Source organism: Bacillus fungorum (genome assembly GCF_002746455.1).
Classification (GTDB): domain Bacteria; phylum Bacillota; class Bacilli; order Bacillales; family Bacillaceae_G; genus Bacillus_A; species Bacillus_A fungorum.
Map to the genome: position 1 here is coordinate 36,375 of NZ_NWUW01000008.1, position 23,303 is coordinate 59,677.

General features: G+C 34.4%; 25 protein-coding genes. 18 read left to right on the forward strand and 7 right to left on the reverse strand.

Going from position 1 to position 23,303, the window contains the following annotated elements:
- Positions 1–22: 22 nt before the first annotated feature.
- Positions 23–1,684: a sigma-54 interaction domain-containing protein gene (locus tag CO726_RS13525; RefSeq protein WP_099684586.1), complete on the reverse strand. Its 1,662-nt coding sequence runs from the start codon at positions 1,682–1,684 to the stop codon at positions 23–25.
- A gap of 181 nt (positions 1,685–1,865) precedes the next feature.
- Between CO726_RS13525 and CO726_RS13530 the strand changes: the two genes are divergently transcribed.
- The 7 genes from CO726_RS13530 to CO726_RS13560 all read left to right on the forward strand — a co-directional run bounded on the left by CO726_RS13530 (position 1,866) and on the right by CO726_RS13560 (position 9,526).
- Positions 1,866–3,041, forward strand: a complete 1,176-nt coding sequence (locus CO726_RS13530) for an NAD(P)/FAD-dependent oxidoreductase (RefSeq protein ID WP_099684587.1) — start codon at positions 1,866–1,868, stop codon at positions 3,039–3,041.
- Entirely contained in the window at positions 3,038–4,075 is a 1,038-nt protein-coding gene (locus CO726_RS13535) for a proline racemase family protein (RefSeq protein ID WP_099684588.1), read from the forward strand. Before CO726_RS13530 ends, CO726_RS13535 begins: the two co-directional genes overlap by 4 nt.
- The gene (locus CO726_RS13540; protein ID WP_099684589.1) at positions 4,072–5,013 is read left to right on the forward strand and encodes a proline racemase family protein; all 942 of its coding nucleotides are present in this window, start codon (positions 4,072–4,074) and stop codon (positions 5,011–5,013) included. Before CO726_RS13535 ends, CO726_RS13540 begins: the two co-directional genes overlap by 4 nt.
- A 1-nt stretch (position 5,014) precedes the next feature.
- Entirely contained in the window at positions 5,015–5,932 is a 918-nt protein-coding gene (gene dapA, locus CO726_RS13545; protein ID WP_136699616.1) for a 4-hydroxy-tetrahydrodipicolinate synthase, read from the forward strand.
- Positions 5,933–5,950: 18 nt separating this feature from the next.
- Positions 5,951–7,435, forward strand: coding sequence for an aldehyde dehydrogenase family protein (locus CO726_RS13550; protein WP_099684591.1), 1,485 nt, complete (start codon positions 5,951–5,953; stop codon positions 7,433–7,435).
- A 129-nt stretch (positions 7,436–7,564) separates the two neighbouring features.
- Entirely contained in the window at positions 7,565–9,055 is a 1,491-nt protein-coding gene (locus CO726_RS13555) for an alanine/glycine:cation symporter family protein (RefSeq protein ID WP_099684592.1), read from the forward strand.
- 30 nt (positions 9,056–9,085) lie between these two features.
- Positions 9,086–9,526 carry a carboxymuconolactone decarboxylase gene (locus tag CO726_RS13560; RefSeq protein WP_136699618.1) on the forward strand — a complete coding sequence of 147 codons (441 nt, stop codon included), beginning with the start codon at positions 9,086–9,088 and terminating at the stop codon, positions 9,524–9,526.
- A gap of 146 nt (positions 9,527–9,672) precedes the next feature.
- Here CO726_RS13560 and CO726_RS13565 read toward each other — a convergent pair whose 3' ends face one another.
- Entirely contained in the window at positions 9,673–9,969 is a 297-nt protein-coding gene (locus CO726_RS13565; RefSeq protein ID WP_169513036.1) for a P-loop NTPase family protein, read from the reverse strand.
- Positions 9,970–10,112: 143 nt separating this feature from the next.
- On the opposite strand from CO726_RS13565, the gene CO726_RS13570 reads away from it, so the two are divergent.
- The 4 genes from CO726_RS13570 to CO726_RS13585 all read left to right on the forward strand — a co-directional run bounded on the left by CO726_RS13570 (position 10,113) and on the right by CO726_RS13585 (position 14,315).
- Complete coding sequence (locus CO726_RS13570; RefSeq protein WP_099684593.1) at positions 10,113–10,616, forward strand: GNAT family N-acetyltransferase; 504 nt, start codon at positions 10,113–10,115, stop codon at positions 10,614–10,616.
- Between the two features lie 190 nt (positions 10,617–10,806).
- Positions 10,807–11,472, forward strand: coding sequence for a lytic polysaccharide monooxygenase (locus CO726_RS13575; RefSeq protein ID WP_099684594.1), 666 nt, complete (start codon positions 10,807–10,809; stop codon positions 11,470–11,472).
- A gap of 161 nt (positions 11,473–11,633) precedes the next feature.
- Complete coding sequence (gene ppaC / locus CO726_RS13580) at positions 11,634–12,563, forward strand: manganese-dependent inorganic pyrophosphatase (protein WP_000416871.1); 930 nt, start codon at positions 11,634–11,636, stop codon at positions 12,561–12,563.
- A gap of 105 nt (positions 12,564–12,668) precedes the next feature.
- Positions 12,669–14,315 carry a M3 family oligoendopeptidase gene (locus CO726_RS13585; RefSeq protein WP_099684595.1) on the forward strand — a complete coding sequence of 549 codons (1,647 nt, stop codon included), beginning with the start codon at positions 12,669–12,671 and terminating at the stop codon, positions 14,313–14,315.
- A gap of 18 nt (positions 14,316–14,333) precedes the next feature.
- On the opposite strand, the gene CO726_RS13590 is transcribed toward CO726_RS13585, so the two are convergent.
- Positions 14,334–14,531, reverse strand: coding sequence for a DUF4017 family protein (locus CO726_RS13590; RefSeq protein WP_098759574.1), 198 nt, complete (start codon positions 14,529–14,531; stop codon positions 14,334–14,336).
- A gap of 161 nt (positions 14,532–14,692) precedes the next feature.
- On the opposite strand from CO726_RS13590, the gene CO726_RS13595 reads away from it, so the two are divergent.
- The 4 genes from CO726_RS13595 to CO726_RS13610 all read left to right on the forward strand — a co-directional run bounded on the left by CO726_RS13595 (position 14,693) and on the right by CO726_RS13610 (position 16,972).
- On the forward strand, positions 14,693–15,898 hold the full coding sequence (locus tag CO726_RS13595; RefSeq protein WP_099684596.1) for a peptide ABC transporter permease: 1,206 nt from the start codon (positions 14,693–14,695) through the stop codon (positions 15,896–15,898).
- A gap of 20 nt (positions 15,899–15,918) precedes the next feature.
- Complete coding sequence (locus tag CO726_RS13600) at positions 15,919–16,368, forward strand: DUF6884 domain-containing protein (protein ID WP_099684597.1); 450 nt, start codon at positions 15,919–15,921, stop codon at positions 16,366–16,368.
- 44 nt (positions 16,369–16,412) lie between these two features.
- Positions 16,413–16,604, forward strand: coding sequence for a hypothetical protein (locus CO726_RS13605; protein ID WP_098760261.1), 192 nt, complete (start codon positions 16,413–16,415; stop codon positions 16,602–16,604).
- A 179-nt stretch (positions 16,605–16,783) separates the two neighbouring features.
- On the forward strand, positions 16,784–16,972 hold the full coding sequence (locus CO726_RS13610) for a hypothetical protein (RefSeq protein WP_099684598.1): 189 nt from the start codon (positions 16,784–16,786) through the stop codon (positions 16,970–16,972).
- 52 nt (positions 16,973–17,024) lie between these two features.
- On the opposite strand, the gene CO726_RS13615 is transcribed toward CO726_RS13610, so the two are convergent.
- From CO726_RS13615 to CO726_RS31785, 4 genes are all read right to left on the reverse strand, one after another.
- Positions 17,025–17,477 (reverse strand): hypothetical protein, encoded by a 453-nt coding sequence (locus CO726_RS13615; RefSeq protein WP_098760263.1) that lies wholly within the window; start codon positions 17,475–17,477, stop codon positions 17,025–17,027.
- A gap of 138 nt (positions 17,478–17,615) precedes the next feature.
- Positions 17,616–17,972: a hypothetical protein gene (locus CO726_RS13620; RefSeq protein ID WP_000606238.1), complete on the reverse strand. Its 357-nt coding sequence runs from the start codon at positions 17,970–17,972 to the stop codon at positions 17,616–17,618.
- A 128-nt stretch (positions 17,973–18,100) separates the two neighbouring features.
- Positions 18,101–18,724: an acetylglutamate kinase gene (locus tag CO726_RS13625; RefSeq protein ID WP_136699620.1), complete on the reverse strand. Its 624-nt coding sequence runs from the start codon at positions 18,722–18,724 to the stop codon at positions 18,101–18,103.
- Positions 18,725–19,406: 682 nt separating this feature from the next.
- Complete coding sequence (locus tag CO726_RS31785) at positions 19,407–19,568, reverse strand: hypothetical protein (protein WP_169513037.1); 162 nt, start codon at positions 19,566–19,568, stop codon at positions 19,407–19,409.
- A 271-nt stretch (positions 19,569–19,839) separates the two neighbouring features.
- Here CO726_RS31785 and recQ point away from each other — a divergent pair, with 271 nt between their 5' ends.
- From recQ to CO726_RS13645, 3 genes are all read left to right on the forward strand, one after another.
- The gene (recQ, locus tag CO726_RS13635; RefSeq protein WP_099684601.1) at positions 19,840–21,957 is read left to right on the forward strand and encodes a DNA helicase RecQ; all 2,118 of its coding nucleotides are present in this window, start codon (positions 19,840–19,842) and stop codon (positions 21,955–21,957) included.
- A gap of 25 nt (positions 21,958–21,982) precedes the next feature.
- Positions 21,983–22,366 carry a gamma-glutamylcyclotransferase family protein gene (locus CO726_RS13640; RefSeq protein ID WP_016087539.1) on the forward strand — a complete coding sequence of 128 codons (384 nt, stop codon included), beginning with the start codon at positions 21,983–21,985 and terminating at the stop codon, positions 22,364–22,366.
- A 181-nt stretch (positions 22,367–22,547) separates the two neighbouring features.
- Positions 22,548–23,291 (forward strand): class I SAM-dependent methyltransferase, encoded by a 744-nt coding sequence (locus CO726_RS13645; protein ID WP_099684602.1) that lies wholly within the window; start codon positions 22,548–22,550, stop codon positions 23,289–23,291.
- Positions 23,292–23,303 lie beyond the last annotated feature (12 nt).

Sequence of the window (23,303 nt, forward strand, 5' to 3'; positions counted from 1 at the left end):
GCCAATATAGAGGAGGGAAGGTTTATTGTAATCCAAGTTTTTTTAAACGGTTATATAAAGTGGCCCTCGTAACACCAAGCTGTTTCGCGCATTCTAATTTATTCCCATTCAAAATGCGTAAAGCCCTCTCAATGACTTTTTTCTCATGTTCCTCCATCTCTTCTTGTAAAGAGAGGATTGTATTATTGTTGCTGAGTAATAGGGAATGAGCCGAATGATCGTCTAACGTTTCAGTTGTATGAAATGGTAAATATTCTTGTTTTATAATACCGTCAGTCGCAAATACGACAAGTCTTTCAACAACGTTACGAAGCTCGCGAATATTACCTGGCCAATTGTAATGAAGCAGTTCATGCATAATGCTTGAAGGTAAGTCACGAATTGGTCTGTTATAGTTGATTGAAAAATCGTTTAAGAAAGAGTAGGTTAATTCAATAATATCTTCACGTCTTTCGCGCAGCGGTGGAATATGCAAGCTAACTACATTTAGGCGATAGTATAAATCTTCTCGGAACGTGCCTTTTCTCATTTCTTCTTGTAAATCACGATTTGTAGCAGCGATAATACGGAAATCAATATTAATCTCTTTTTCTCCACCAACTCGGTAATATTTTCGTTCTTGTAGTACACGTAAAAGCTTCACTTGCATATCGAGTGGCATTTCTCCTATTTCATCAAGGAATAATGTACCGCCTTGCGCGAGCTCTATTTTACCTTTTTTCCCTTTACTATTTGCACCAGAAAAAGCCCCACGCTCATACCCAAATAATTCGCTTTCAAATAACGCTTCAGGAATTGCACCGCAGTTAATCGAAATAAAAGGTGCCTTCGCTGCCTCACTTGCTTCATGAATCGCTTTCGCAAATACTTCTTTTCCAACGCCGCTTTCGCCGAGTATTAAAACAGTAGATTTCACCGAACAAACCTTTCTAGCTAATTGTATTGTTCTTTGTATAACAGGGCTTTTTCCATTCATCGCAAGGAAAGGATCTGATTCATCTTTATACTTTGCGACCTCTTGTTCTAAACGGTGCATTTCATGTGACATATTAAATAGTTTTTCATTTAAAGCAACTTGGTTTGTCACATCAGTTTCTGAGACGACCGCTCCGATAATTTCATCGTTACAGTAGACTGGGTTTGAATTGATTAATACGAACAAATCTGGACGAGGCTGATGGAACTGAGCGATTATACTTTTTCCGTCATGTAATGATTGCAAAATTTCCAAATCTTTATAGTCAAAAAAACGAGTGATAGGTTGTCCAATAATTTCATTATGGTTGACTGAAAAAATCTTTTCGGCGCCATCTGTCCAAGTACGAACGCGTTCTTTATCATCGATGACTGTAACAGAAGAATCAGTAGTTTGTATTACGGTGTTATAAAAAGATTGTAGTTCATAGTAAGACTTAACAAGAAACGGAATGATTTGCTGGGCTGTTATACAGCATAAAGGCTCCTTATTTATATTCATTATGATCGTGACTAGTTCATTAGAAAACGCGTCAATTAAAGTATTGAACGAATCATCTTCATATATAACTGCACAGTTATATTCTTCTGTAGTAGAAGAGCGGTAATAAAATCTTTCATCAACTTGTTCAATATGTTGAGTGTTATATGTATGATCAATTGATAATGTTTTTAGAAATTCTTTTATTGTGGGAAATGAGAATGCCATATTGACCTCCTGTTATGTATAAAAATTTTGACAGTGATAAAAAAATAATACACCTATTTACGATAAATTTAAAATATTTTTACAAATAAAAATATTATTTGTAAAAAGTGTATATATGTAGAGTTGGCATGTCAATTGCATAAAAGAAAGTGAGGTAGTAAAAAGAAGGGAGGGGTGCTACGTGAGGCACTGTGACGTTTTAATAATTGGCGGTGGTATTATTGGCTGTTCTATCGCTTATTACACATCAAAATACGGAAGAGACGTAACAATCATTGAAAAAGGAGAATTTGTCAGTGGGACGTCTTCACGGTGCGACGGAAATATTTTGGCTATTGATAAAGACCCAGGATTTGATAGTCAAATGTCGTTAGTAAGTCAAAAATTAGTAACTGATTTAAGTGAAGAGTTAGAGCACTCATTTGAATATAGGGCGCCAGGAAGTATTCTCGTATGTGAGTCAGACGAAGAAATGGAAGCAGCGCAGCAATGGGTGAATCGTCAAAAAGAAGCGGGTTTACCGTTTCGAATGCTTGATAGGGAAGATATAAGAGAAGAATCACCATTTTTCGCAGATGATTTATTAGGTGGGTTAGAATGCGCAACAGATTCGACTGTAAATCCATATCTTCTTGCTTTTTCACTTCTTGCAGAATCGAAGAAATTTGGTACGAAAGCTTTTAATCATACGGAAGTAAAAGAAATGAAAAGAGATATAGACGGTTCCTTTATTGTAGAAACGACAAATGGGACGTTTTCTGCGAAGCAAGTGGTGAACGCAGCGGGTGTGTGGGCTCCGAAAATCGGACAAATGTTGGATGTAAATATCCCAATTGAACCGAGAAAAGGGCATATTATTGTAGCTTCAAGGCAACAGCAAGTTGGTTGTCGTAAAGTAATGGAATTTGGTTATTTAATTTCTAAATTTGGTGGAAAACGAAAAGTGGATGCTTTAACTGAAAAATATGGAGTAGCCCTTGTGTTTGAGCCGACAGAAAGCCAAAATTTTTTAATTGGTAGTAGTAGAGAGTTTGTAGGGTTTCATACGAGGATAAATAACGAGGTTATTAAATGTATTGCGAACAGAGCAATTCGTTTTTATCCGAAAATGGCCGATATGATGGTGATTCGTTCATATGCTGGATTACGCCCATGGACAGAAGATCATTTGCCGATCATTTCACATGTGGAACATATCCCAAACTACTTTATAGCAGCAGGGCATGAAGGGGATGGCATTAGTCTTGCCGCAGTTACAGGGAAAGTGATTGAAGAGTTATTAAATGAAAAAGAAACAATCATTCCTATTGAACCACTTCGTTTGAGTCGTTTTACAGAAAGGTTGTTAAACGGATGAGGTCACAAAGAGTCTTTACGACGATTGATACACATACGGGCGGGAATCCAACGAGGACATTGATTAGCGGACTTCCTAAGTTAATTGGAGAGACGATGGCAGAGAAGATGTTACATATGAAAAAGGAGTATGACTGGATTCGCAAATTGTTAATGAATGAACCGCGTGGTCATGATGTAATGTCAGGAGCACTATTAACAGATCCATGTCACCCTGAAGCAGATATTGGTGTTATATACATAGAAACAGGCGGATATTTACCAATGTGTGGTCACGATACAATTGGTGTATGTACAGCTTTAATTGAATCAGGTTTAATTCCGGTAGTTGAACCGATTACTTCGTTAAAGTTAGACACGCCAGCCGGATTAGTTGAAGTAAATATTTCTGTTCAAGATGGAAAAGCGAAAGAAGTCTCCTTTTGTAACATACCAGCTTTTTTACTGAAACATATTATTGTAGACGTCGAAGACATTGGAACTGTAGAGGCCGATATTGCGTATGGAGGGAATTTTTATGCCATTATCGATGCGAAGTCAGTAGGTTTAGAGTTAGTACCAGAAAACGCATCTACAATCATCGATAAGGCAATTCATATAAGAAATATCATTAATGAGAAATTTGAAATCATTCATCCAGAGCATTCGTTTATTAGAGGATTAACCCATGTGGAGTTTTATACAAATCCTACTCATAAAAGTGCACATGTAAAAAATACAGTTGTCGTTCCGCCAGGAGGAATTGATCGATCTCCATGTGGTACAGGAACATCAGCGAAATTAGCTGTATTATACGCTAATCAAAAAATCGAGATGAATGAAGAGTTTGTTCACGAGAGTATCGTTGGTTCTCTATTTAAAGGGTGCGTCATAAATACGACAAATGTTGAAAATATTGAAGCTGTGGTAACGAAAATCACAGGGTCAGCTTGGCTTATGGGTATGCATAGATTTTTTTACAATGAAAAGGATCCACTGAAAGAAGGCTTTTTGCTAATTCCGCCGATGGAACATGAAACGGAGGATGTAAAATGAACATTCAAAAACTGTATACAGCAGTAGACGTACATGTAAATGGCGAGGCATTTCGTGTAATAAAAGATGTACCATGCAAGTACTACTACAATTTAGAGCAATTAAACGAACAATTTTCAATTGAATTAGCAGAAGAAATGCAGCTTTTATTAAATGAACCACGTGGTTTTATCGGTTTAAATGGATGTATCGTCGTTCCTTCTATTCATACGGAAGTCGATGCAGCTGTATTATTTTTTAATCATGAAGGGTCCATCCCTCTTCATTACGGAGGTATTGTCGCAGTCATAACGATGTTACTAGAAAGCGGGTATTTAAAAAAGAGAGAGACGAATCAATACAAAATCGAAACGTTATCTGGCATATTTTCAGTTCATGCGTATATAGAGAATGATGAAGTTGTATCTGTTTCGTTTGAAAGTAAACTATGTTATATGATTGAGAAAAATTTACAGGTAAGTAATATAAGTTACTCTCTTATACAAGCAGATAAAAGATATGCAGTTGTAGAAAAGGATACGTATTCACCAGAAATTCGTATCGAAAATATTTCTGAATTGAAAAAATGGGGAGAAGCCACACTACAAGCTATACAAAAACAGTCGTTAATAAAAAGGCTTATTTTAGTAGATTCTTCGCAAAAAGAAAAGAACCATATAAAGTCGATTACCTTTCATGAAGATAACTTTATCGTACGATCGCCAGGTTTTGTTTCTACTATTGTGTCTTATGTTCATTCGTTATTTAAAAATGATGATATAGCGGATAAACCTTTTATAAATGAAAGTATATTTAATAGCTTTATAACAGTTGAAAAAGTGAAGAAGGAAGAAACGGGTTACATTTTCCGTTTTGAAAGTAGAGGTTTTATTACAGGGATGCAAACGTTTCTATTAGACCCTACAGATCCGTTTCTGACAGGATTTTTATTAAAATAAAATGGTAAAGGGAGAGATAAATATGAAAAAAATTAAAGGGGCATTTCCAGTATTAATTACTCCGATGGATGAGTTACAAGAAATTAATTGGAACGGTGTGAAACAAAACGTAAACTACTTTATTGAGCAAAAGGTGGCTGGAATTATTATTAATGGAAGTACAGGAGAGTTTGTTAGTTTGTCAAAAGAAGAACGATTTAAAATGGTAGAAACAGTATTAAAAGAAGTTGACGGTCGTATTCCAGTTATTGTTGGAACTGCTGCGGAGACGACGAAAGAGACGATTGAATATACGAAACATGCAGAAGCGCATGGAGCGGATTGTGCATTAATTATTAACTCGTACTATTGTAAACCGAAAGAAGAGGAAATTTATTTTCACTTTAAAGAAATCTCAAACGCTGTAAATATACCAATTATGTTATACAATAACCCGTTTACATCTGGTGTTGATATGAGTACAGAGCTCATGCTACGTATTGGAAAAGAGTGTGAAAATGTTACACATATTAAAGAATCAAGCGGCGATATTCGAAAAGCAAGAGATTTAGTAAGACAAGGCGAAGGTGCTTTTCAAGTCTTCTGTGGATCTGAAGATTTAGTTATGGAATCTTATTTAGTTGGTGCCTCGGGATGGGTTTCAGTAGCAGGAAATATCGTACCGGGACTTGTTACGAAAATGTATGAGCACTTCCAAAATGGTGAATTAGAAAAAGCTTGGGAAATAAACGACGCTATTTTACCTCTTTGTGAGTTTCTTGAAGGATCTGGAAAATATGTACAAATCGTGAAACGCTCCATGGAATTGCACGGGCAAGCTGGGGGACCTTCTCGCTATCCGAGACTCAGATTAACTGAAGAAGAAGATCAAAAACTTCAAACGATTTTATCAAAAATTGCAGCGCTTGCGGCTGTTTAATTAAGGAGGAGAGCATATATGTTAACGACAAATATTGAGCTGAAACCAAAAGTGAAAGCGTTTTTAGACGAAGAGATTAAAATGTTTATTAATGGTGAATTTGTTCCTTCAATTAGCGGAAAGACGTTTGAAACATATAATCCAGCGACAGAAGATGTTCTTGCGGTTGTTTATGAAGCACAAGAAGAGGATATTAATGCGGCAGTAAAAGCGGCAAGATCTGCATTTGAATCAGGACCTTGGGCAGAAATGACTACTGCTGAAAGAGCGCACCTTATTTATAAATTAGCAGACTTAATTGAAGAGCATGGAGAAGAATTGGCGCAGTTAGAAGCTTTAGATAACGGGAAGCCATATCAAGTAGCACTGGATGATGATATTGCAGCGACTGTAGAAAATTATCGCTATTATGCGGGATGGGCTACAAAAATTATCGGGCAAACAATTCCGATTTCAAAAGATTACTTAAATTACACACGCCATGAACCTGTTGGGGTTGTAGGGCAAATTATTCCTTGGAATTTTCCGCTCGTTATGTCTTCTTGGAAAATGGGAGCTGCACTAGCAACAGGTTGTACGATCGTATTAAAACCAGCAGAACAAACGCCTTTATCGTTATTATATATAGCGAAACTTTTTAAAGAAGCAGGTTTTCCAGATGGTGTTGTAAACTTTGTGCCAGGTTTCGGCCCTGAAGCGGGAGCTGCAATTGTAAACCATCATGATATTGATAAGGTAGCCTTCACAGGTTCAACAGTTACAGGAAAATATATTATGCGTCAATCTGCAGAAACGATTAAACATGTAACGTTAGAACTTGGTGGTAAATCACCAAATATCATTTTAGAAGATGCTGATTTAGAAGAAGCGATTAACGGTGCATTCCAAGGTATTATGTATAATCACGGTCAAAATTGTAGTGCTGGATCTCGCGTGTTCGTTCACCGAAAACATTACGAAACAGTCGTAAATGAACTAGTAAAAATGGCGAATAACGTGAAACTTGGTGCAGGTATGGAGAAGGAAACGGAAATGGGTCCACTCGTATCTAAAAAGCAACAAGAGCGTGTACTACATTATATTGAACAAGGAAAAGTTGAAGGCGCTACTGTTGCTGCTGGTGGTGAACGGGCATTTGAAAAAGGTTATTTTGTTCAGCCAACAGTATTCACAGATGTTACTGACGATATGACGATAGTTAAGGAAGAAATCTTTGGTCCAGTTGTCGTTGTACTTCCATTTGATTCGATGGAAGAAGTAATTGAAAGAGCAAATCGCTCTTCATACGGGCTTGCAGCGGGCGTATGGACACAAAATATTAAAACCGGACATCAAGTTGCCAATAAATTAAAAGCAGGAACAGTATGGATTAATGATTATAACCTAGAAAATGCAGCAGCACCATTTGGTGGGTTTAAACAATCTGGTATCGGTCGTGAGTTAGGTTCATATGCGCTTGATAACTATACAGAAGTGAAAAGTGTTTGGGTAAATATAAAGTGATAGAGAGTCTAACGTTAATAAATAGAGGGATGAAATAATGAGATAGGCGGACAACTGGAAGGCTTAATAATAGTTGTCCGTTTTCTTATATATAAAATAGTTTTTAAAAGAATGATAAGGGGGATTTAGATGGAGCAATTAGTAGAGTGGTTAGTAGGGCAAGTGTGGAGTATTGGCTTAGTTGTTTTCGCATTAGGGGCGGGTGTGTATTTTACAATCGCAACCCGTTTTCTACAAATTCGTTATTTTAAAGAGATGATTAAACTATTGTTTGAAGGGAAGAGCTCGGAGACGGGAATATCATCCTTTCAAGCATTTTGTTTAGCCTTATCAGGTAGAGTTGGAATAGGTAATATCGCAGGCGTCGCGACAGCTATCGCTTTTGGTGGTCCTGGAGCTGTATTTTGGATGTGGATAATGGCCCTTTTAGGGGCAGCGAGTGCATTTGTTGAATCAACATTATCTCAAGTGTATAAAAGTAAAGTTGGAAATGAATATCGCGGTGGTACACCATATTTCATTGAAAAAGGCTTAAAAATGAAATGGTTTGCAGTCATTGTAGCGGTCGTTGTAACACTTTCATATGGTGTTTTGTTACCAGGTATTCAATCTAGTAGTATCGCAGTTGGATTCGAAAACTCTAATGGGATTAGCAAATATATAACTGGTATATTGTTAGTCGTATTATTAGCAGCAATCATTTTTGGCGGCGTAAAGAGAATTGCGGGCGTTTCTCAAATGCTTGTTCCATTTATGGCAATTGGTTATGTAATTGTTACATGTATCGTATTAATTGCGAATGTAACAGAAATTCCAAGTATGTTCGCTTTAATTTTCTCTAGTGCTTTTGGTGTAAATGAAATGTTTGGCGGAATCGTCGGTGTAGCAATTGCATGGGGTGTAAAGCGTGCTGTATTTTCAAATGTTGCTGGTGTTGGAGAAGCGACGTATAGCTCCGCTGCGGCTGAAGTATCCCATCCTGCAAAACAAGGGTTAGTTCAAGCATTTTCTGTATATATCGATACAATTGTAGTATGCACAGCGACAGCTCTTATGATTTTAATAACAGGTATGTATAATGTTATACCTGAAGGGAAAAGCGCTATCGTAAAAAATATAGGGAATGTTGATGCAGGTCCAATTTATACACAACAAGCAGTTGAAACTGTTATGACAGGGTTTGGTCCATTATTCATTTCAATCGCAATCTTCTTCTTCGCATTTACAACGTTACTCGCTTACTATTATATCGCTGAAACGACACTTACTTATTTAGATCGTGAGCTGAAATATAGCTGGTTAAAACCAGTTTTAAAAATTGGATTTTTAATTATGGTTTACATAGGTAGTGTAGAATCAGCGTCGCTTTTATGGAATCTTGGGGATTTAGGAATTGGTAGTATGGCATGGTTAAACTTAATCGCGATTCTACTATTAAGTAAAATCGCATTAAAAGTGTTAAAAGATTATGAAGCGCAGAAAAAAGAAGGGAAAGATCCAGTGTTTAATCCTAAAAATGTTGGGATTGAAGGATTAGTTTTTTGGGAAGAGAGAAGTAAAGAGATTGAAAGGAAAAACTATAAAGAACAATCAGTAGTAGATGATAGTCTGAAATTGTAGTTGAAATAAACTGAATATTCATTCTTTTTAATGAGGTATATTGCCTTCTTTTCATCACATACTACAATAGGTACAGATAATTTGAATGGAGGTAATAATAAGATGGAACACGAACAACATCATAGTTCAGTAAATGACGTTCTACATCATTATAAAGAAGGTATCGGTAGTTTTACAAACCAAATTCCTGAAATTGCTGAAACATATAATGCATTCACGCAAGCTTGTTTTCAAGAGGGCACTTTAACAAAAAGGGAAAAACAACTTATCGCATTAGGAATTAGTTTAGCAACGCAAGATGAATATTGTACCATTTATCATACAAAAGGTTGTCTTGATCAAGGGTGTTCAGATAAAGAGATTCTGGAAGCATGTGGTGTATCAGCAGCATTTGCTGGTGGAGCTGCAATGAGTCAAGCGGTAACATTAGTGCAAGAGTGTTTAAGTGAACTGAAAAATCAGAAGCATTGAATATAAAAGAACGTTTTAAACTTTATGTTTAAAGCGTTCTTTTACGTGAGATTAAATTTGAGTATAAAAATTACCTCGTATGTGATGTATTAAAGTAAGAATTTTATATTTAGTGGGAATGAGAAATAACAACTATTTATTTAGTTTTAAGATTTTCTAAAAAGTTTCAATTGTTTCATATAGTCAATAGCTTTTGTTTTGTTCTTTTGTTTACATACATATTCGAATTCATTCTTATCTCGATAATAACTATTCATTATTTCTTCTGTAAGAATTCCATCAGAAATAGCTTTTTTAATTGCGCAATGTGGTTCATTTGTATGAGAGCAGTTAGAGAATTTACATTTCTTAGATATCGCCTCTATATCTTCATATCCAAGATCAAAGTCGTCCTTATGAATTATTAAGTCAAATCCTATTTTGCTAATGGTTAATCCCTCCACCTTTAATACATTTTATAAGTATGTTTTCGATTTCCAGTCAAGTAATGCTTTTGCGTATGTTCTACCTAAATATATATTTCCTTTAAGTATTTCGTTATTCCTTCTTTAAAACTTGGTACAATGAAACAAAAGGGGGATTAGTAATGCAAGATTTAGTAATTGAAGAGATTAAGCAAATAAAAGATGATATGGAAGAGCTTTCTGAACTATTAAAAACGGTTGTAGATGATGGGGCGTCAATTGGTTTTTTGCCTCCACTGGAACAAAAAGAATCAACGAAGTATTGGGAAGTCGTTTTAGCACCAGAAGTGATCTTGTATGTCGCTAAAATAAATAATGAAGTGGCAGGGAGTATTCAATTACATTTAGTTACAAAGCCTAATGGGATCCATAGGGCCGAAATTTGCAAGTTAATGACTCATCCAAACTTTAGACGTAATGGCATTGGACGTTTACTTATGCAAAAAGTAGAGGAACGAGCAAAGCAAGAAAACAGGTCTCTTTTAGTGTTAGATACGAGAGAAGGAGATCCTTCTAATAGATTGTATAAATCATTAGACTATCAAGAAGCTGGAAAAATACCAGATTACGCAATATCTCCAAATGGTAATTTAGATGCCACAGTTATTTATTATAAAGTTATATAAGTTATATAAGTTGTGATTAAAAGGTTATCATGCTTAAAATAATAAATTCATTTAGTACATGAAATAAATGAATTTGAGAAAGTTTTTAGAGGGTTCTTTTAGTAATGTTCCTCGACTTATAATGGATGTAGAGAAGATGACTAGGCAACTATAGTTGTTTTCGCTTTATTATGGGAAAGGGGATGACGGGATGAAAACGAAAGGTTTACAGAAGGTGAAGAAAGTCATATTAAGTGGTGGCATATTACTTACGGGATTGTTAACTTTCGGTTTTTCAGAAAAAGCTTCAGCTCACGGATATGTAGAATCACCAGCAAGCCGTTCTTATTTATGTAAGCAAGGGGTGAATGTAAATTGCGGTCCGATTCAATATGAGCCGCAAAGTGTAGAAGGAATAGGTGGATTCCCGCAATTAGGACCTTCTGATGGACAAATCGCAGGAGCTGGCCATTTTCCTGCTTTAGACGTTCAAACAGTTGATAGGTGGAAGAAAGTTACGTTAAACGGCGGGACGAATACATTCAAGTGGAAACTAACCGCACCTCATAGTACGAAAGAATGGAAATACTACATTACAAAAAAAGATTGGAATCCAAATAAACCATTATCACGATCTGATTTAGATTTAGTACCGTTTTATGTGAAAAATGATGGAGGAGCTAGACCAGGAACTTCCGTGACACATGAAGCAAATGTACCTACAGATAGAAATGGATATCACCTTATTTTAGCTGTTTGGGAAATTGCAGACACTGGGAATGCGTTTTATCAAGTTATAGATGTGAACCTTGTAAATACTGGTTTAGTATCAAATTTCGCGCTAAATCATGTAGTGCAAGTTCCTACATTGTTTTAAATGAAATATACATTTTGATCATCTAATTCATTTTAGATGATCTTTTTTACGCAAAACGATGAAAAATATAGAAGAAAGTGCAATTATTTATAAAAAATTATGCTTTAAATATTGTCATATTTGCTTCTTTAAGATATCCTTTTCATGAAGAGGTGGAAAACATGGAAAAAGTACTAGTTTTCGGGCATAAAAACCCAGATACAGATGCAATTTGTTCTGCAATTGCTTATGCAGAATTGAAAAAAGAATTAGGAATGAATGCTGAGCCTGTACGTTTAGGCGAAATCAGCGGTGAAACTCAATTTGCGTTAGATTATTTTAAAGTAGAAGGACCGCGTTTTGTTGAGACAGTTGCAAGCGAAGTGGACAACGTTATTTTAGTTGATCATAACGAGCGTCAACAAAGTGCTAACGATATCGAATCTGTTCGTGTGTTAGAAGTTATTGACCATCACCGTATTGCTAACTTTGAAACAAGCGATCCTATATACTACCGTTGTGAGCCAGTTGGTTGTACAGCTACAATCTTAAACAAAATGTACAAAGAAAACGGCGTTACAATTCGTAAAGAAGTTGCAGGTTTAATGTTATCTGCAATCATTTCAGATTCTTTACTATTCAAATCTCCAACTTGCACAGAGCAAGACGTAGCGGCAGCTCGTGAATTAGCGGAAATCGCTGGTGTAGATGCTGATAGCTACGGCTTAGAAATGTTAAAAGCTGGTGCTGACTTAAGCGGAAAAACAATGGAGCAATTAATCTCTCTTGACGCTAAAGAATTCCAAATGGGTAATGCGAAAGTTGAAATCGCACAAGTAAACGCTGTTGATACAAACGACGTTCTTGTACATCAAGCGGAACTTGAAAAAGTTATCTCTGCAGTAGTAGAAGAAAAAGGTTTAGACCTATTCTTATTCGTTGTAACTGATATCTTAACTAACGATTCTGTCGGTCTTGCAATCGGTAAAGCAGCAAACGTTGTTGAGAAAGCATACAACGTATCTCTAGAAAACAACACTGCTACGTTAAAAGGTGTTGTATCTCGTAAAAAACAAATCGTACCAGTATTAACAGAAGCATTCCAAGCTTAATATTATTGATTATGATTTAACAAAAAGACAAGTAGTCAGATTGGCTACTTGTCTTTTTCTTTCTCTAAAAAACAGAAAATTAGAATTTTAAAAGGAGAGTTGTGTATGTTTAATGATTTGGAGAGTAAATTACAGTCACTTTTAGAGCGAAATATTACTTCTGTTTTAGAATTAGAAAATTGGCTTTTCGATGAATTGCGTGTAAACGCTGAAATAGAAGAGAAGATAACAAGTAGTTTAATCGCCACGTATAGAGATACAGATAACAGAAATATGCGTGATTTACATATGTATAATCAAAATACAATTCAACCACTTTTAAAAAGATACAATGCAAAATTTGACCAGAAATTTAGAGAGTCTCCGTTTTCCGGCTTATTAGATGAGAAGAAATACAGTTTTATGAAAAAAGCAAGATTGTTGAAGAGTAAAATGTTTAATGAAAAGAACATTATTCTTTCCGTTAAAGAGCAAGAGCTTATTGCGAAGTATAGAGCAATAATGTCTAACATATCGATTAATTGGAAAGGCGAGCAAAAGACGTATGCATACGTAAAAGCAAAGTTAGATAACCCCAATAGAGCTATTCGCGAAAAGGCTTGGTATGCTTTATGCGAAGCAAGGAGTATAGTGAAACCAGAAGTGGATCGTATTATGTATGAACTTATACGATTACGGAATGAGATAGCTTTAAATGCAGGGTTTAATAATTATAGTGAATATGCTTTTAAACAAAAAAACAGAGATTACAGTATTGAAGATTGCTATAAGCTCCATGAATCTATAGAAAAGTATGTTGTACCAATTTGGAAACAGTTAGGAAGTATTTCTAAAAAGAATCTCGGTGTAAAAACGTATCGCCCTTGGGATCTTTCTCCATGTAATTTACCAAAAGTCCCATTCCAAAATGTGATTGATTTATTAAATGGTGTGGAAGAAATATTTCGAAAGACAGATTTATATTTTTATGAGAAATTTATTCATATAAGGAAAGCTGGATGCATTGACGTAGAAGAACGTGAAAATAAAGCGCCAGGAGCTGCTTGTTTTACCTTGCCTCATAGTAAAGGGGTTTTTGTGTATTCTAATTTCAGTCCATCTTTTTATGCAATTAATGCACTGATACACGAATTGGGGCATGCATTTCATTTTTATAAACAATTTAATAATGAAAGTAGCATGCAGGAAAGGTATCTTCGTGAAGAGGTGGCTGAGCTGTATTCTCTCAGCCTTGAGTTACTAGTAATGGATAAGCTTAATATCTTTTACAAGCAAGAAGATGAATATAAAGAAGTGCAGCGAGTACAATTATATCGTACTTTGTCTTTATTACTATCATCAGTTGCAGGAGATGTATTCCAGCATTGGATCTATACAAATCCAAACCATACATCTGAAGAGCGTGATAAAAAATATGTTGAACTATGCAAAAGGTATCAATATTCAACAGTCAACATTACAGGGTTAGAGGATGAAATCGGTGCAAGCTGGATAGAGTCATTTCACTATGTTCAGCTTCCCTTTTATAAAATTGAATACGCAATTGCACAAATAGGAGCAATGCAATTGTTTCAAATGTATCGAGAGAATCCAGAAAAAGCAATTGCTTTCTTTAAAGAGGGAGCGAGTGCAGATTGGAACCTACCTATACAAGAAATATATGAAAAGACCGGTGTCTCGTTTGACTTTTCAGAAGAAAGGATAGAAAGTACTGCAATGGTTATTTTGGATCTGCTAAACGAATTAAAATAAGGATAGCATTTGCTATCCTTATAACTGTTTGTTCGTAGATTTTTTCTTGTTTATATAAAATGTAATAATAGCTGTAATGAGAAAAATAGGTATAGCATACACTTGCCCAACAAACAACTTCCAGCCAACATGATTATAGCCTTGAGATGATGGAGCAATCATAGCGATTATGCAAACAATAATATAGAGTACTAGTGCAGGGATTATATTTTTCATATGTTCACCTCCTTTTCATATTTTTATTACATGTATATCTGTATAATACATTGTAGTTTGAGACAAGAGATATATTTTTTCAATAGTCATATAATTAAAAGGGTTGTTTTAAAGTGGAATAGAATAGGTGTATGTAGAATGATATAGGGGTGTTATATATAATGAATAATATACTAAATCGAATAAAGGAAGATGTAAGTATAGAATTATTGAATACGCTATGGCCTGATTTTAATAGGACTGCATTTGAATTATATGATGATAAGCATGTGTATGTATTTTATCATCCATTATTTTTGAAAGATGATAATGAGTACACCATTTTAAAGTGGGATGAACAATTCAAAGCTGATACATTTATCCTATTCAAAGGTTATCCGACTGCCATCGTTAATATGAATAGATATAAAGATTATGAATGTTTATTTGCGGTTTTAGTGCATGAACTTTTTCATTGCTATCAATATTTGAATAAAGAAAGTAGATTTCCAAATGAATCTATAGGATTTCAATATCCTATAATAGAAGAAAACATAGAATTGCGAAATAAAGAACGAATTTGTTTATATGATGCTGTTCATTGTAAGTCACAAGCTGAGAGAATTAATTATATTAAGCGATTTATTGAACTAAGAGAGCATAGAGCTAGTTTTATGAAAGAAGAGTTTATAACATATGAATGTATGGTTGAAAGCATAGAGGGGCCTGCTTGGTATGTTGAAATGAATGCATACAATTCAGTATGCAAAAAGGATGAAAGCGAAACATTACGAAAATATAGCGGACTTATTTTAGATGCATATGAAGCTAATTATAACATTAGGAAGAGCTGCTATAGTTCAGGAATGCTTTTATGTTTAATATTAGATGAAATCCTCCCCGAATGGAAAAAGAGCTTCTTTTATAGTGGTAAATCGTTATATACTTTTTTAAAACAAAATATAAATGTGGATTTGAGTTTAAGTAATGAAATTGTAATGAGTAAAGAAACGAAGCAAATCCTTCATTTTGTACAAAACGAAAGAGGTAAGGATATTAAGCAATTTTATGATGAAGAAGGGTATCATCTATATATTGTAGGGGATATAAAATTAAATTCGTTTAATCCAATGAATGTAAAGTTAAACGGAAATAAAGCATTACATAAAACTTTTTTAAGTGTAAGTATACATAATAAAACATATATGATAAATCAACCTGTTTTAGCATCTTTTGAAGAAGATTTTAAAAATATGACACAAGTTCATATCATAATGAATGAAAAACCGATAGAAACAAATAATGGTTGGAACGTAGTGGGAATTGGAGATATAGAAGCTGCGTATGAAGAAGTAGAGAGTTCTCTATTTTTATATTTAAAAAGTTAGAAGTGAGGTAAGAAATAAAGATGAAAAGGTTATGCATAATTCCATGCGGAAAGAAGAAAATTTGGGATAAGTATTCAGATTACGGGCCGATGGAGGCAAAAGATGTATATATTAGCCCATTCGGAAAAGCATGTCAGGCGTATGCAACTATGTTTTTCGAGAATTGGGTTATCTTATCGGCGAAGCATGGATTTTTAAGACCAAATGATATTGTATTAGAAAACTATGATCTTGCGTTTGATTCAAAGAGTGATGAGATTATTAGTATGGAACAATTAAAACAACAGATGATTGAAAAGGACTTGCTTCAGTTTGATGAAATCGTTTTACTTGCAGGAAAGAAACATAAGAAAGTAGTGAAACAATTATATCCAGAAGAAATCATTACGTATCCGTTAGCTGGGTGTAAAGGGATTGGGTATATGTTGCAGAGGTTGAAAGGGGCTGTGGGGGATGGGAAGGAATTATAGGTAACTAATGTATAATTAAGGTATGAAGATGGAGGTGATTAAGAGTGAAAAAGGTTTTCAAAAGTAATGTATCTAGCTTTGTTTGTATAGGTCTTGTGTTATTATTAATTGATTTTAATAACTTATCAATATTAGAATACATATTCTTAACAACAAGCACCCTTTCTTTTGTTGCATTTTTAGTGAACTTAGCAGTTACATACTATTGTGAGAGAGAAGAAAGAAAATATACATGAATGTAAAGCCCAAATATTGGGCTTTTTTCTATGTTATATTTCCGTTGAATATGTAAGGAAGAATTATTAAGGGTACTAAAATAACTTTTATAAAACGTAGAATATAGACTAGTAAACAAGCCTTTTTATACTTTCAAACATAGAATATGATGAATGCTATTGAAGGGAGAGTCATATTCATGGGAAACAATTGTCGTTGTAGACAGTTCCGGGATTGTAATAGATTTTGGGATGATCTAATGTTTGGAAGATGCATACGTAGAGATTGTGATGATTGTGGTTGTAAACGTAAACGTCATTGTGATTGTGATGATTGCCGTTGCAATCGTAAGCGTGACGATGATGACGATAAATGCCGCAAGTGGTAATTTTTTTTGAAAGAGTACTTAAAAGTAAGTACTCCTTTTGTATATGAAGCTTTTACATTCCATCTTGAATTAATTTTCTTTCAATTTCCCATGTATCTCGTTTTTTAATTTTTATAGCGATATTAGTTCCGCTAGATTCCTTATAAAAGATATATCCATTGTTTTCGTTTACATATGCCAATGGTTCACCTATGCAATCTTGTGAACAAGATGTATTGATAATTTCAATTAAGGATAGTTCGCTCGGATCGTTTTTACTTGCATCTATAATAGTATCAAGGTTCGTTTTACGATAGCCTTGTAAGTTGATATGAAAAAACTGCTCTATTTCTCCTGTAATACTAGTATTCATTACTTCAACTGAATTTTTCTTTTCTTGAAGAAATCCGTTCTCGTAAAGTAATTTTGTATATCCAAGCCATGCGATTAAAACTAGCATGATAAACATACTAAATATTTTTAGTGTTCGAAGTCGTTTGCTAACTACCGTTTCTGAGTATTTCATTTAGTTTAATCCTCCAATGTTTTTAATTTAAAGTATGCCTAAATACTTACTTTTAGAAGAAGGATAGAACTTAACGAGTTCTAGATTCAAAAAAGAAAGCATCTGAAGTTAGATGCTTTCTTTTTTTAGTATTTTTCACTATCTGTTCGTTACTTGTTTCATAAGTGGTCTTATTTCTTTAACTGGTGGTTTTTTATCATAGGCATCAACGTAAGAAAAGTAGTAATTCAAGTTTCTGAGAAGTCCTTTTCCTATTTTAGCGCTTAAAAATGGGAATACTTGTCCAGTATAATCATCAAGAGATTTACAGTAGTATTTTTCATCTAAATATATACTGTATTTACATGTTAGTTCTACTAGTGAGTTTCCTTCATCATCAATTACTTCCTTAGAATCAATAATGTCTATTAATGCGAATTTTTCATTTAGATAAACTTTCTTCTTTTTCTCGTGTTTATTTGTGAGTATAAATACGAGACCAATGGCGTTAATCAAACTGTTTCCTCCTATAAAAAACGGATATTTATAAAATATATCGATATACGTTAAATGTAAAGAGGACAGGTGAAATATCATTGATAGAAAGTTTAATAAGCCGATTTGGTTTTCAAATCGGCTTATTGTTATTGAAATACTTGCGGGAATTGCTTTACGATTGCATTTGTTATCATGTCGGCCATTTCTAAAGCTTCTTTTTCAATTTTATCGTACAATTTTACTCCTGCTTCATAATCTTTATTTAGAAAGGCAAGTGCCTCTGCTTTTGTTAATGCTAAATGTTCATAAAACATTTTTCTGAATTCTTCTTTTTCTATATATGGGTTGATGCTAGTAAGAAACGCAACAATTTCATCACCGTTAGCGTACCATTTTTTCTCTATAGCGGCAGCTGCATTTTGGTCACCAGCTTTTGCGGCTTTAACAAGATCTGCTGCAATGACTAAGTGGTCTTTAATTAATGCACTATATTTTTTTACAGCATCCTCACCATAGAATGGTTCAAGTGACAGTCCCATATGTGTTGCATTTTGAAGAAGCCGTCCAATAGTAACGTTTACGTCAGGTAAATTGAAAACAATACTTATAATAGCTAATCTCGTCCAAGCGACATGTTGTTCCCATAAGGAACGCATATAACCTTTTAAAAAATTCTCGTTTTTACTAATTCGGTAATTACGTACAGATGTATCAAAGTGTACATAAGGGTTATGATACGGGGAGTAATACGATTGCCAATAAGAATACATAAACGGTAACACTCCTTTGAACATGTATAACTCAAAGTATGATGGGAATTTATATTTAGTTACGTGTCCTCGTTTATTTTTAAAATTCGATTTGGGAAAATTCAAGTCTTTTCATTGTGATATATATAGATAAATTGAATATAAAGTAAAAGAGGCTCTGCAAGGGAAGTTGCAGAGCCTCAAAAGGGTATTGCCGAGATGTCGGACTCGACTACGTAATATTATCATAAAACTCGCTTGAAAAAACCTGGTAAATGTGTCCAAATGAAAGTGTGTCTTTAATAAAGTCAAAGGGATCTGCTTCCCGCGGCAGATCCCTTTAACTAGATAATGTCGATGAGCAAAAACTCATCTGGAGTACTTTTATAGTAACAAGTGAATTTCGTTTTGTGTATTGAGAAAAAAGAATTAGATAGTTAAATGTTAAGAATCTATATTTTACCTTTTGTGATTATCACCATTTGTAGTGAGTGGATTATGGTTATAAAATGGTGATAAAATTTATAATTACATCTAAAAGTGTTATGAAATATATAATGATTAGAAAAGACCTGCTTATATAAGCAGGTCAACTTAAGGGGTTTATCCAACAGAATATTTCATATGATAACGACTGTATTGTAGTATGTCTATAAGGTTTATATTGAGAAAATTTTTGTGAATACTATATTTCGCACGTGGATTAACGTTTTAAAAGTTGAGAAAGAAAATGAAAAAGCTTTCTATAAGAAAATAATGGCTGGTACTTATAATATGATTCATATTTCCACACGTCATTATTTGAGAATTGGAGTTGGTTCGGTACGTTTTTTTGCTTGACGGAACTAATATTACGATGCTTCATATAGTCACCTCCTGAATTCACATGTATAAGATTAGTAGTATTCAAGGAAGAGTAATAAAATGTATATTTATTTTGAAATTCTTTTTATATGTGCTGTATTTATATTTAAAAAAAGCAACTAAAACATAGTTGTTAATCAACCTCTAACACGTAAAGAAGTATAAAAAAATGAAAAAGCAAGCTGTTAGTCATGTATTCATCACTTTCATGACGCTTAAGTGATGATATAATAGGAGTAGATGAAAGATAAAGAAAAGCAGGTGACTCTTTTTTGTTTACAAAAGCACAAGAACTTTTAGCGTCTTATTTCGGTTATTCGTCATTCCGAAGGGGACAAGATGAAACAATTAAAAATGTATTAGACGGGAAGGATACAGTCTGTATTATGCCAACGGGCGGTGGTAAGTCAATTTGTTATCAAATTCCCGCATTAGTATTCGAAGGAACGACGTTAGTTATATCGCCTTTAATATCACTTATGAAAGACCAAGTAGATACATTAGTACAAAACGGTATTTCAGCTACTTATATTAATAGTTCTATTTCTATTGCAGAAGCGAATCAACGAATTCAATTAGCGAAACAAGGACATTATAAGTTACTTTATGTGGCGCCTGAGCGTCTTGATTCAATGGAGTTTGTTGATCAACTTATCGATATGAAAATCCCGATGATTGCAATTGATGAAGCACACTGTATTTCGCAGTGGGGACATGATTTCCGTCCGAGTTATTTACATATACATCGCATATTAGATTATCTTCCAGAAAAGCCGCTCGTATTAGCATTAACTGCGACGGCAACACCACAAGTTCGTGAAGATATTTGCAACACGCTTGGAATTAATCAAGAAAATACGATTATGACAACGTTTGAGCGCGAAAACTTATCATTTTCTGTTATTAAAGGACAAGATCGTAATGCATATTTAGCGGATTATATTCGTCAAAATCAAAAAGAATCTGGGATTATATATGCAGCTACTAGAAAAGTAGTTGATCAATTGTATGAGGATTTAATGAAAGCGGGAGTATCTGTATCAAAATACCATGCTGGTATGAGTGATAACGATCGAAATGAGCAGCAAGAACTCTTTTTACGTGATGAAGTGAGTGTAATGGTAGCGACATCTGCATTCGGTATGGGGATTGATAAATCGAATATTCGTTACGTTATCCATTATCAACTGCCAAAAAATATGGAAAGTTATTACCAAGAAGCAGGACGTGCTGGCCGTGACGGATTAGATAGTGCATGTATATTGCTATATTCTTCTCAAGACGTGCAAGTACAGCGCTTTTTAATTGATCAATCGACCGGAGAATCTCGTTTTTCAAATGAACTTGAAAAACTGCAAAATATGACGGACTACTGTCATACAGAACAATGTTTACAATCATTTATTTTGCAATACTTTGGAGAAGAACCTAAAGAAGATTGTGGCCGCTGCGGTAATTGTACTGATGACCGAGAAAGTATCGATGTGACGAGAGAATCACAAATGGTTCTATCTTGTATGATTAGGACGAACCAACGATTCGGAAAACAAATGATTGCACAAGTACTAACTGGATCTAAAAATAAGAAAGTCATTGAATTTAATTTTCATACTTTGCCAACATACGGACTTTTATCAAATCGTAGTGTAAAAGAAGTCAGTGAATTTATTGAGTTTCTCATTTCAGATGAGTTAATTGCAGTTGAACATGGTACGTATCCAACATTAAAAGTAACGGAAAAAGGGAAAGAAGTGTTACTAGGAAAAGAGAATGTTTTACGCAAAGAACGAGTAGAGACAAGACAAATAGTTCAAGATCATCCTTTATTTGAAGTACTTCGTGAAGTACGTAAAGAAATCGCGCAAGGAGAAGGTGTACCTCCATTCGTTATTTTCTCTGACCAAACGTTGAAAGATATGTGCGCAAAAATGCCGCAAAGTGACTCTGAACTTTTAACTGTGAAAGGGATTGGTGAACATAAACTTGTGAAGTATGGTTCTCACTTCTTACAAGCAGTTCAGCACTTTATTGAGGAAAACCCAAACTATGCTGAAACAGTTAAAACAGAAGTGGTTACAGAGCGGAAAAAGTCAGGGAAAGCTTCAGCAAATTCTCATTTAGAAACGTATGAAATGTATAAACAAGGCATTGATCTAGATGAAATTGCGAAAGAACGTGGATTATCAAGACAAACGATTGAAAATCATTTAATTCGTTGTTTTGAAGATGGCATGGAAGTAGACTGGAACAGTTTTGTTCCTGCAGAATATGAACAACTGATTGAAACTGCTGTGAAAAATGCTGATGGTGGTTTGAAATCTATAAAGGAACAACTTCCGAATGAAGTGAGTTACTTTATGATTCGTGCTTATTTACAAATTAGAAAGTAGTGACATGTAAAGGGGATAGGGATTTATGCATCACGTTTTTGTGTATGGCACGTTAAGAAAAGAGCAAACGAATGCTCATTTTATGCAAGGTGCAATATGCATCGCAGACGGAGCGTGGACGTATGGCAAATTATTTGATACAAACGAAGGCTATCCGGCGATGATTTATTCAAATGAAGAAAAGGTCTATGGTGAAGTTTATGAAGTAAATGATGAGATATTGCGTAAGTTAGATGAACTAGAAGAATATACAGGGAATGCGGAGACTGATTTATATTATCGAATCAAGCAAACAGTATATGCTGCTGATAGGGAAATAGAGGCATATGTATATATTGCTCAAGATAAAAAGATGATATTGAAAGTGATTGATTCTGGAGATTGGGTGGAGTATCAAAAAGAAAAATAAGAGTAACTAAAGAGTAGATAGTGGAATAATCCATTATCTATTTTTTATATTTAGACTTTTAAATTTCTTATTATTTTGATAAATTGTAAATATAGGGGAATAAAAGGGGGTTTTTTCATGGGTGTCAGAAATTTAATTTCTCGCCTGTAGTAGAAAAATCTTTTGCAGGAGGAGAATAATAATGAACGAATTAAATGTGAAGGAATTTTACCAAAAACAATTTGAACTGTCGAATTACGATATAAATACAGAAAGCTGGTTAGAGCAGGTTGCTAAAGAAGTTAAAGAACAAATTGGATATCCATTTCAGTCGATGTTAGAATTAGGAGCAGGAAATGGCGGTTTTGCAAGAGCGATGTCTAGGTTACAAGTGAAAATGACTACGGTTGAGCTTGTACCAGAGTTAGTTATGTTTGCAAAAGAACATTCTACTAGTGATATAGATATTCATTGCGCTGATTTTTATAAAATTAACGTTGAAGAAAAGTTTGATGTCGTTACTTATTTGGACGGATTTGGTGTAGGAACGGATGAAGAACAATTATTTTTATTAAAACGCATCCATAATTGGTTGAAAGATGATGGGTGTGCACTTATTGATATTTATCAACCTTTATATTGGGAAAAAGCAAATGGACAAGAAATGCCGATTGGCTCTGCAATGCGAAAGTATGAATATGATAGTGAAAATGCAAGAATGCTGGACCATTGGTGGGAAACGGATTCTTCAAATGATATTGTGACACAATCTTTACGTTGCTATACTATAGATGAGATTAGTAATTTATGTGCAGAGGCTCGTTTCAGTATAGTTGGGATTTTCCCAGGAGGAGCGTATGACTTTGAAGAGAGAAAATATAAAGAACAAGTATCATTAAATGAATGTTTATCATATCGTATAAAAGTAAAAAAGAGTAAGGATTAACTCCTTACTCTT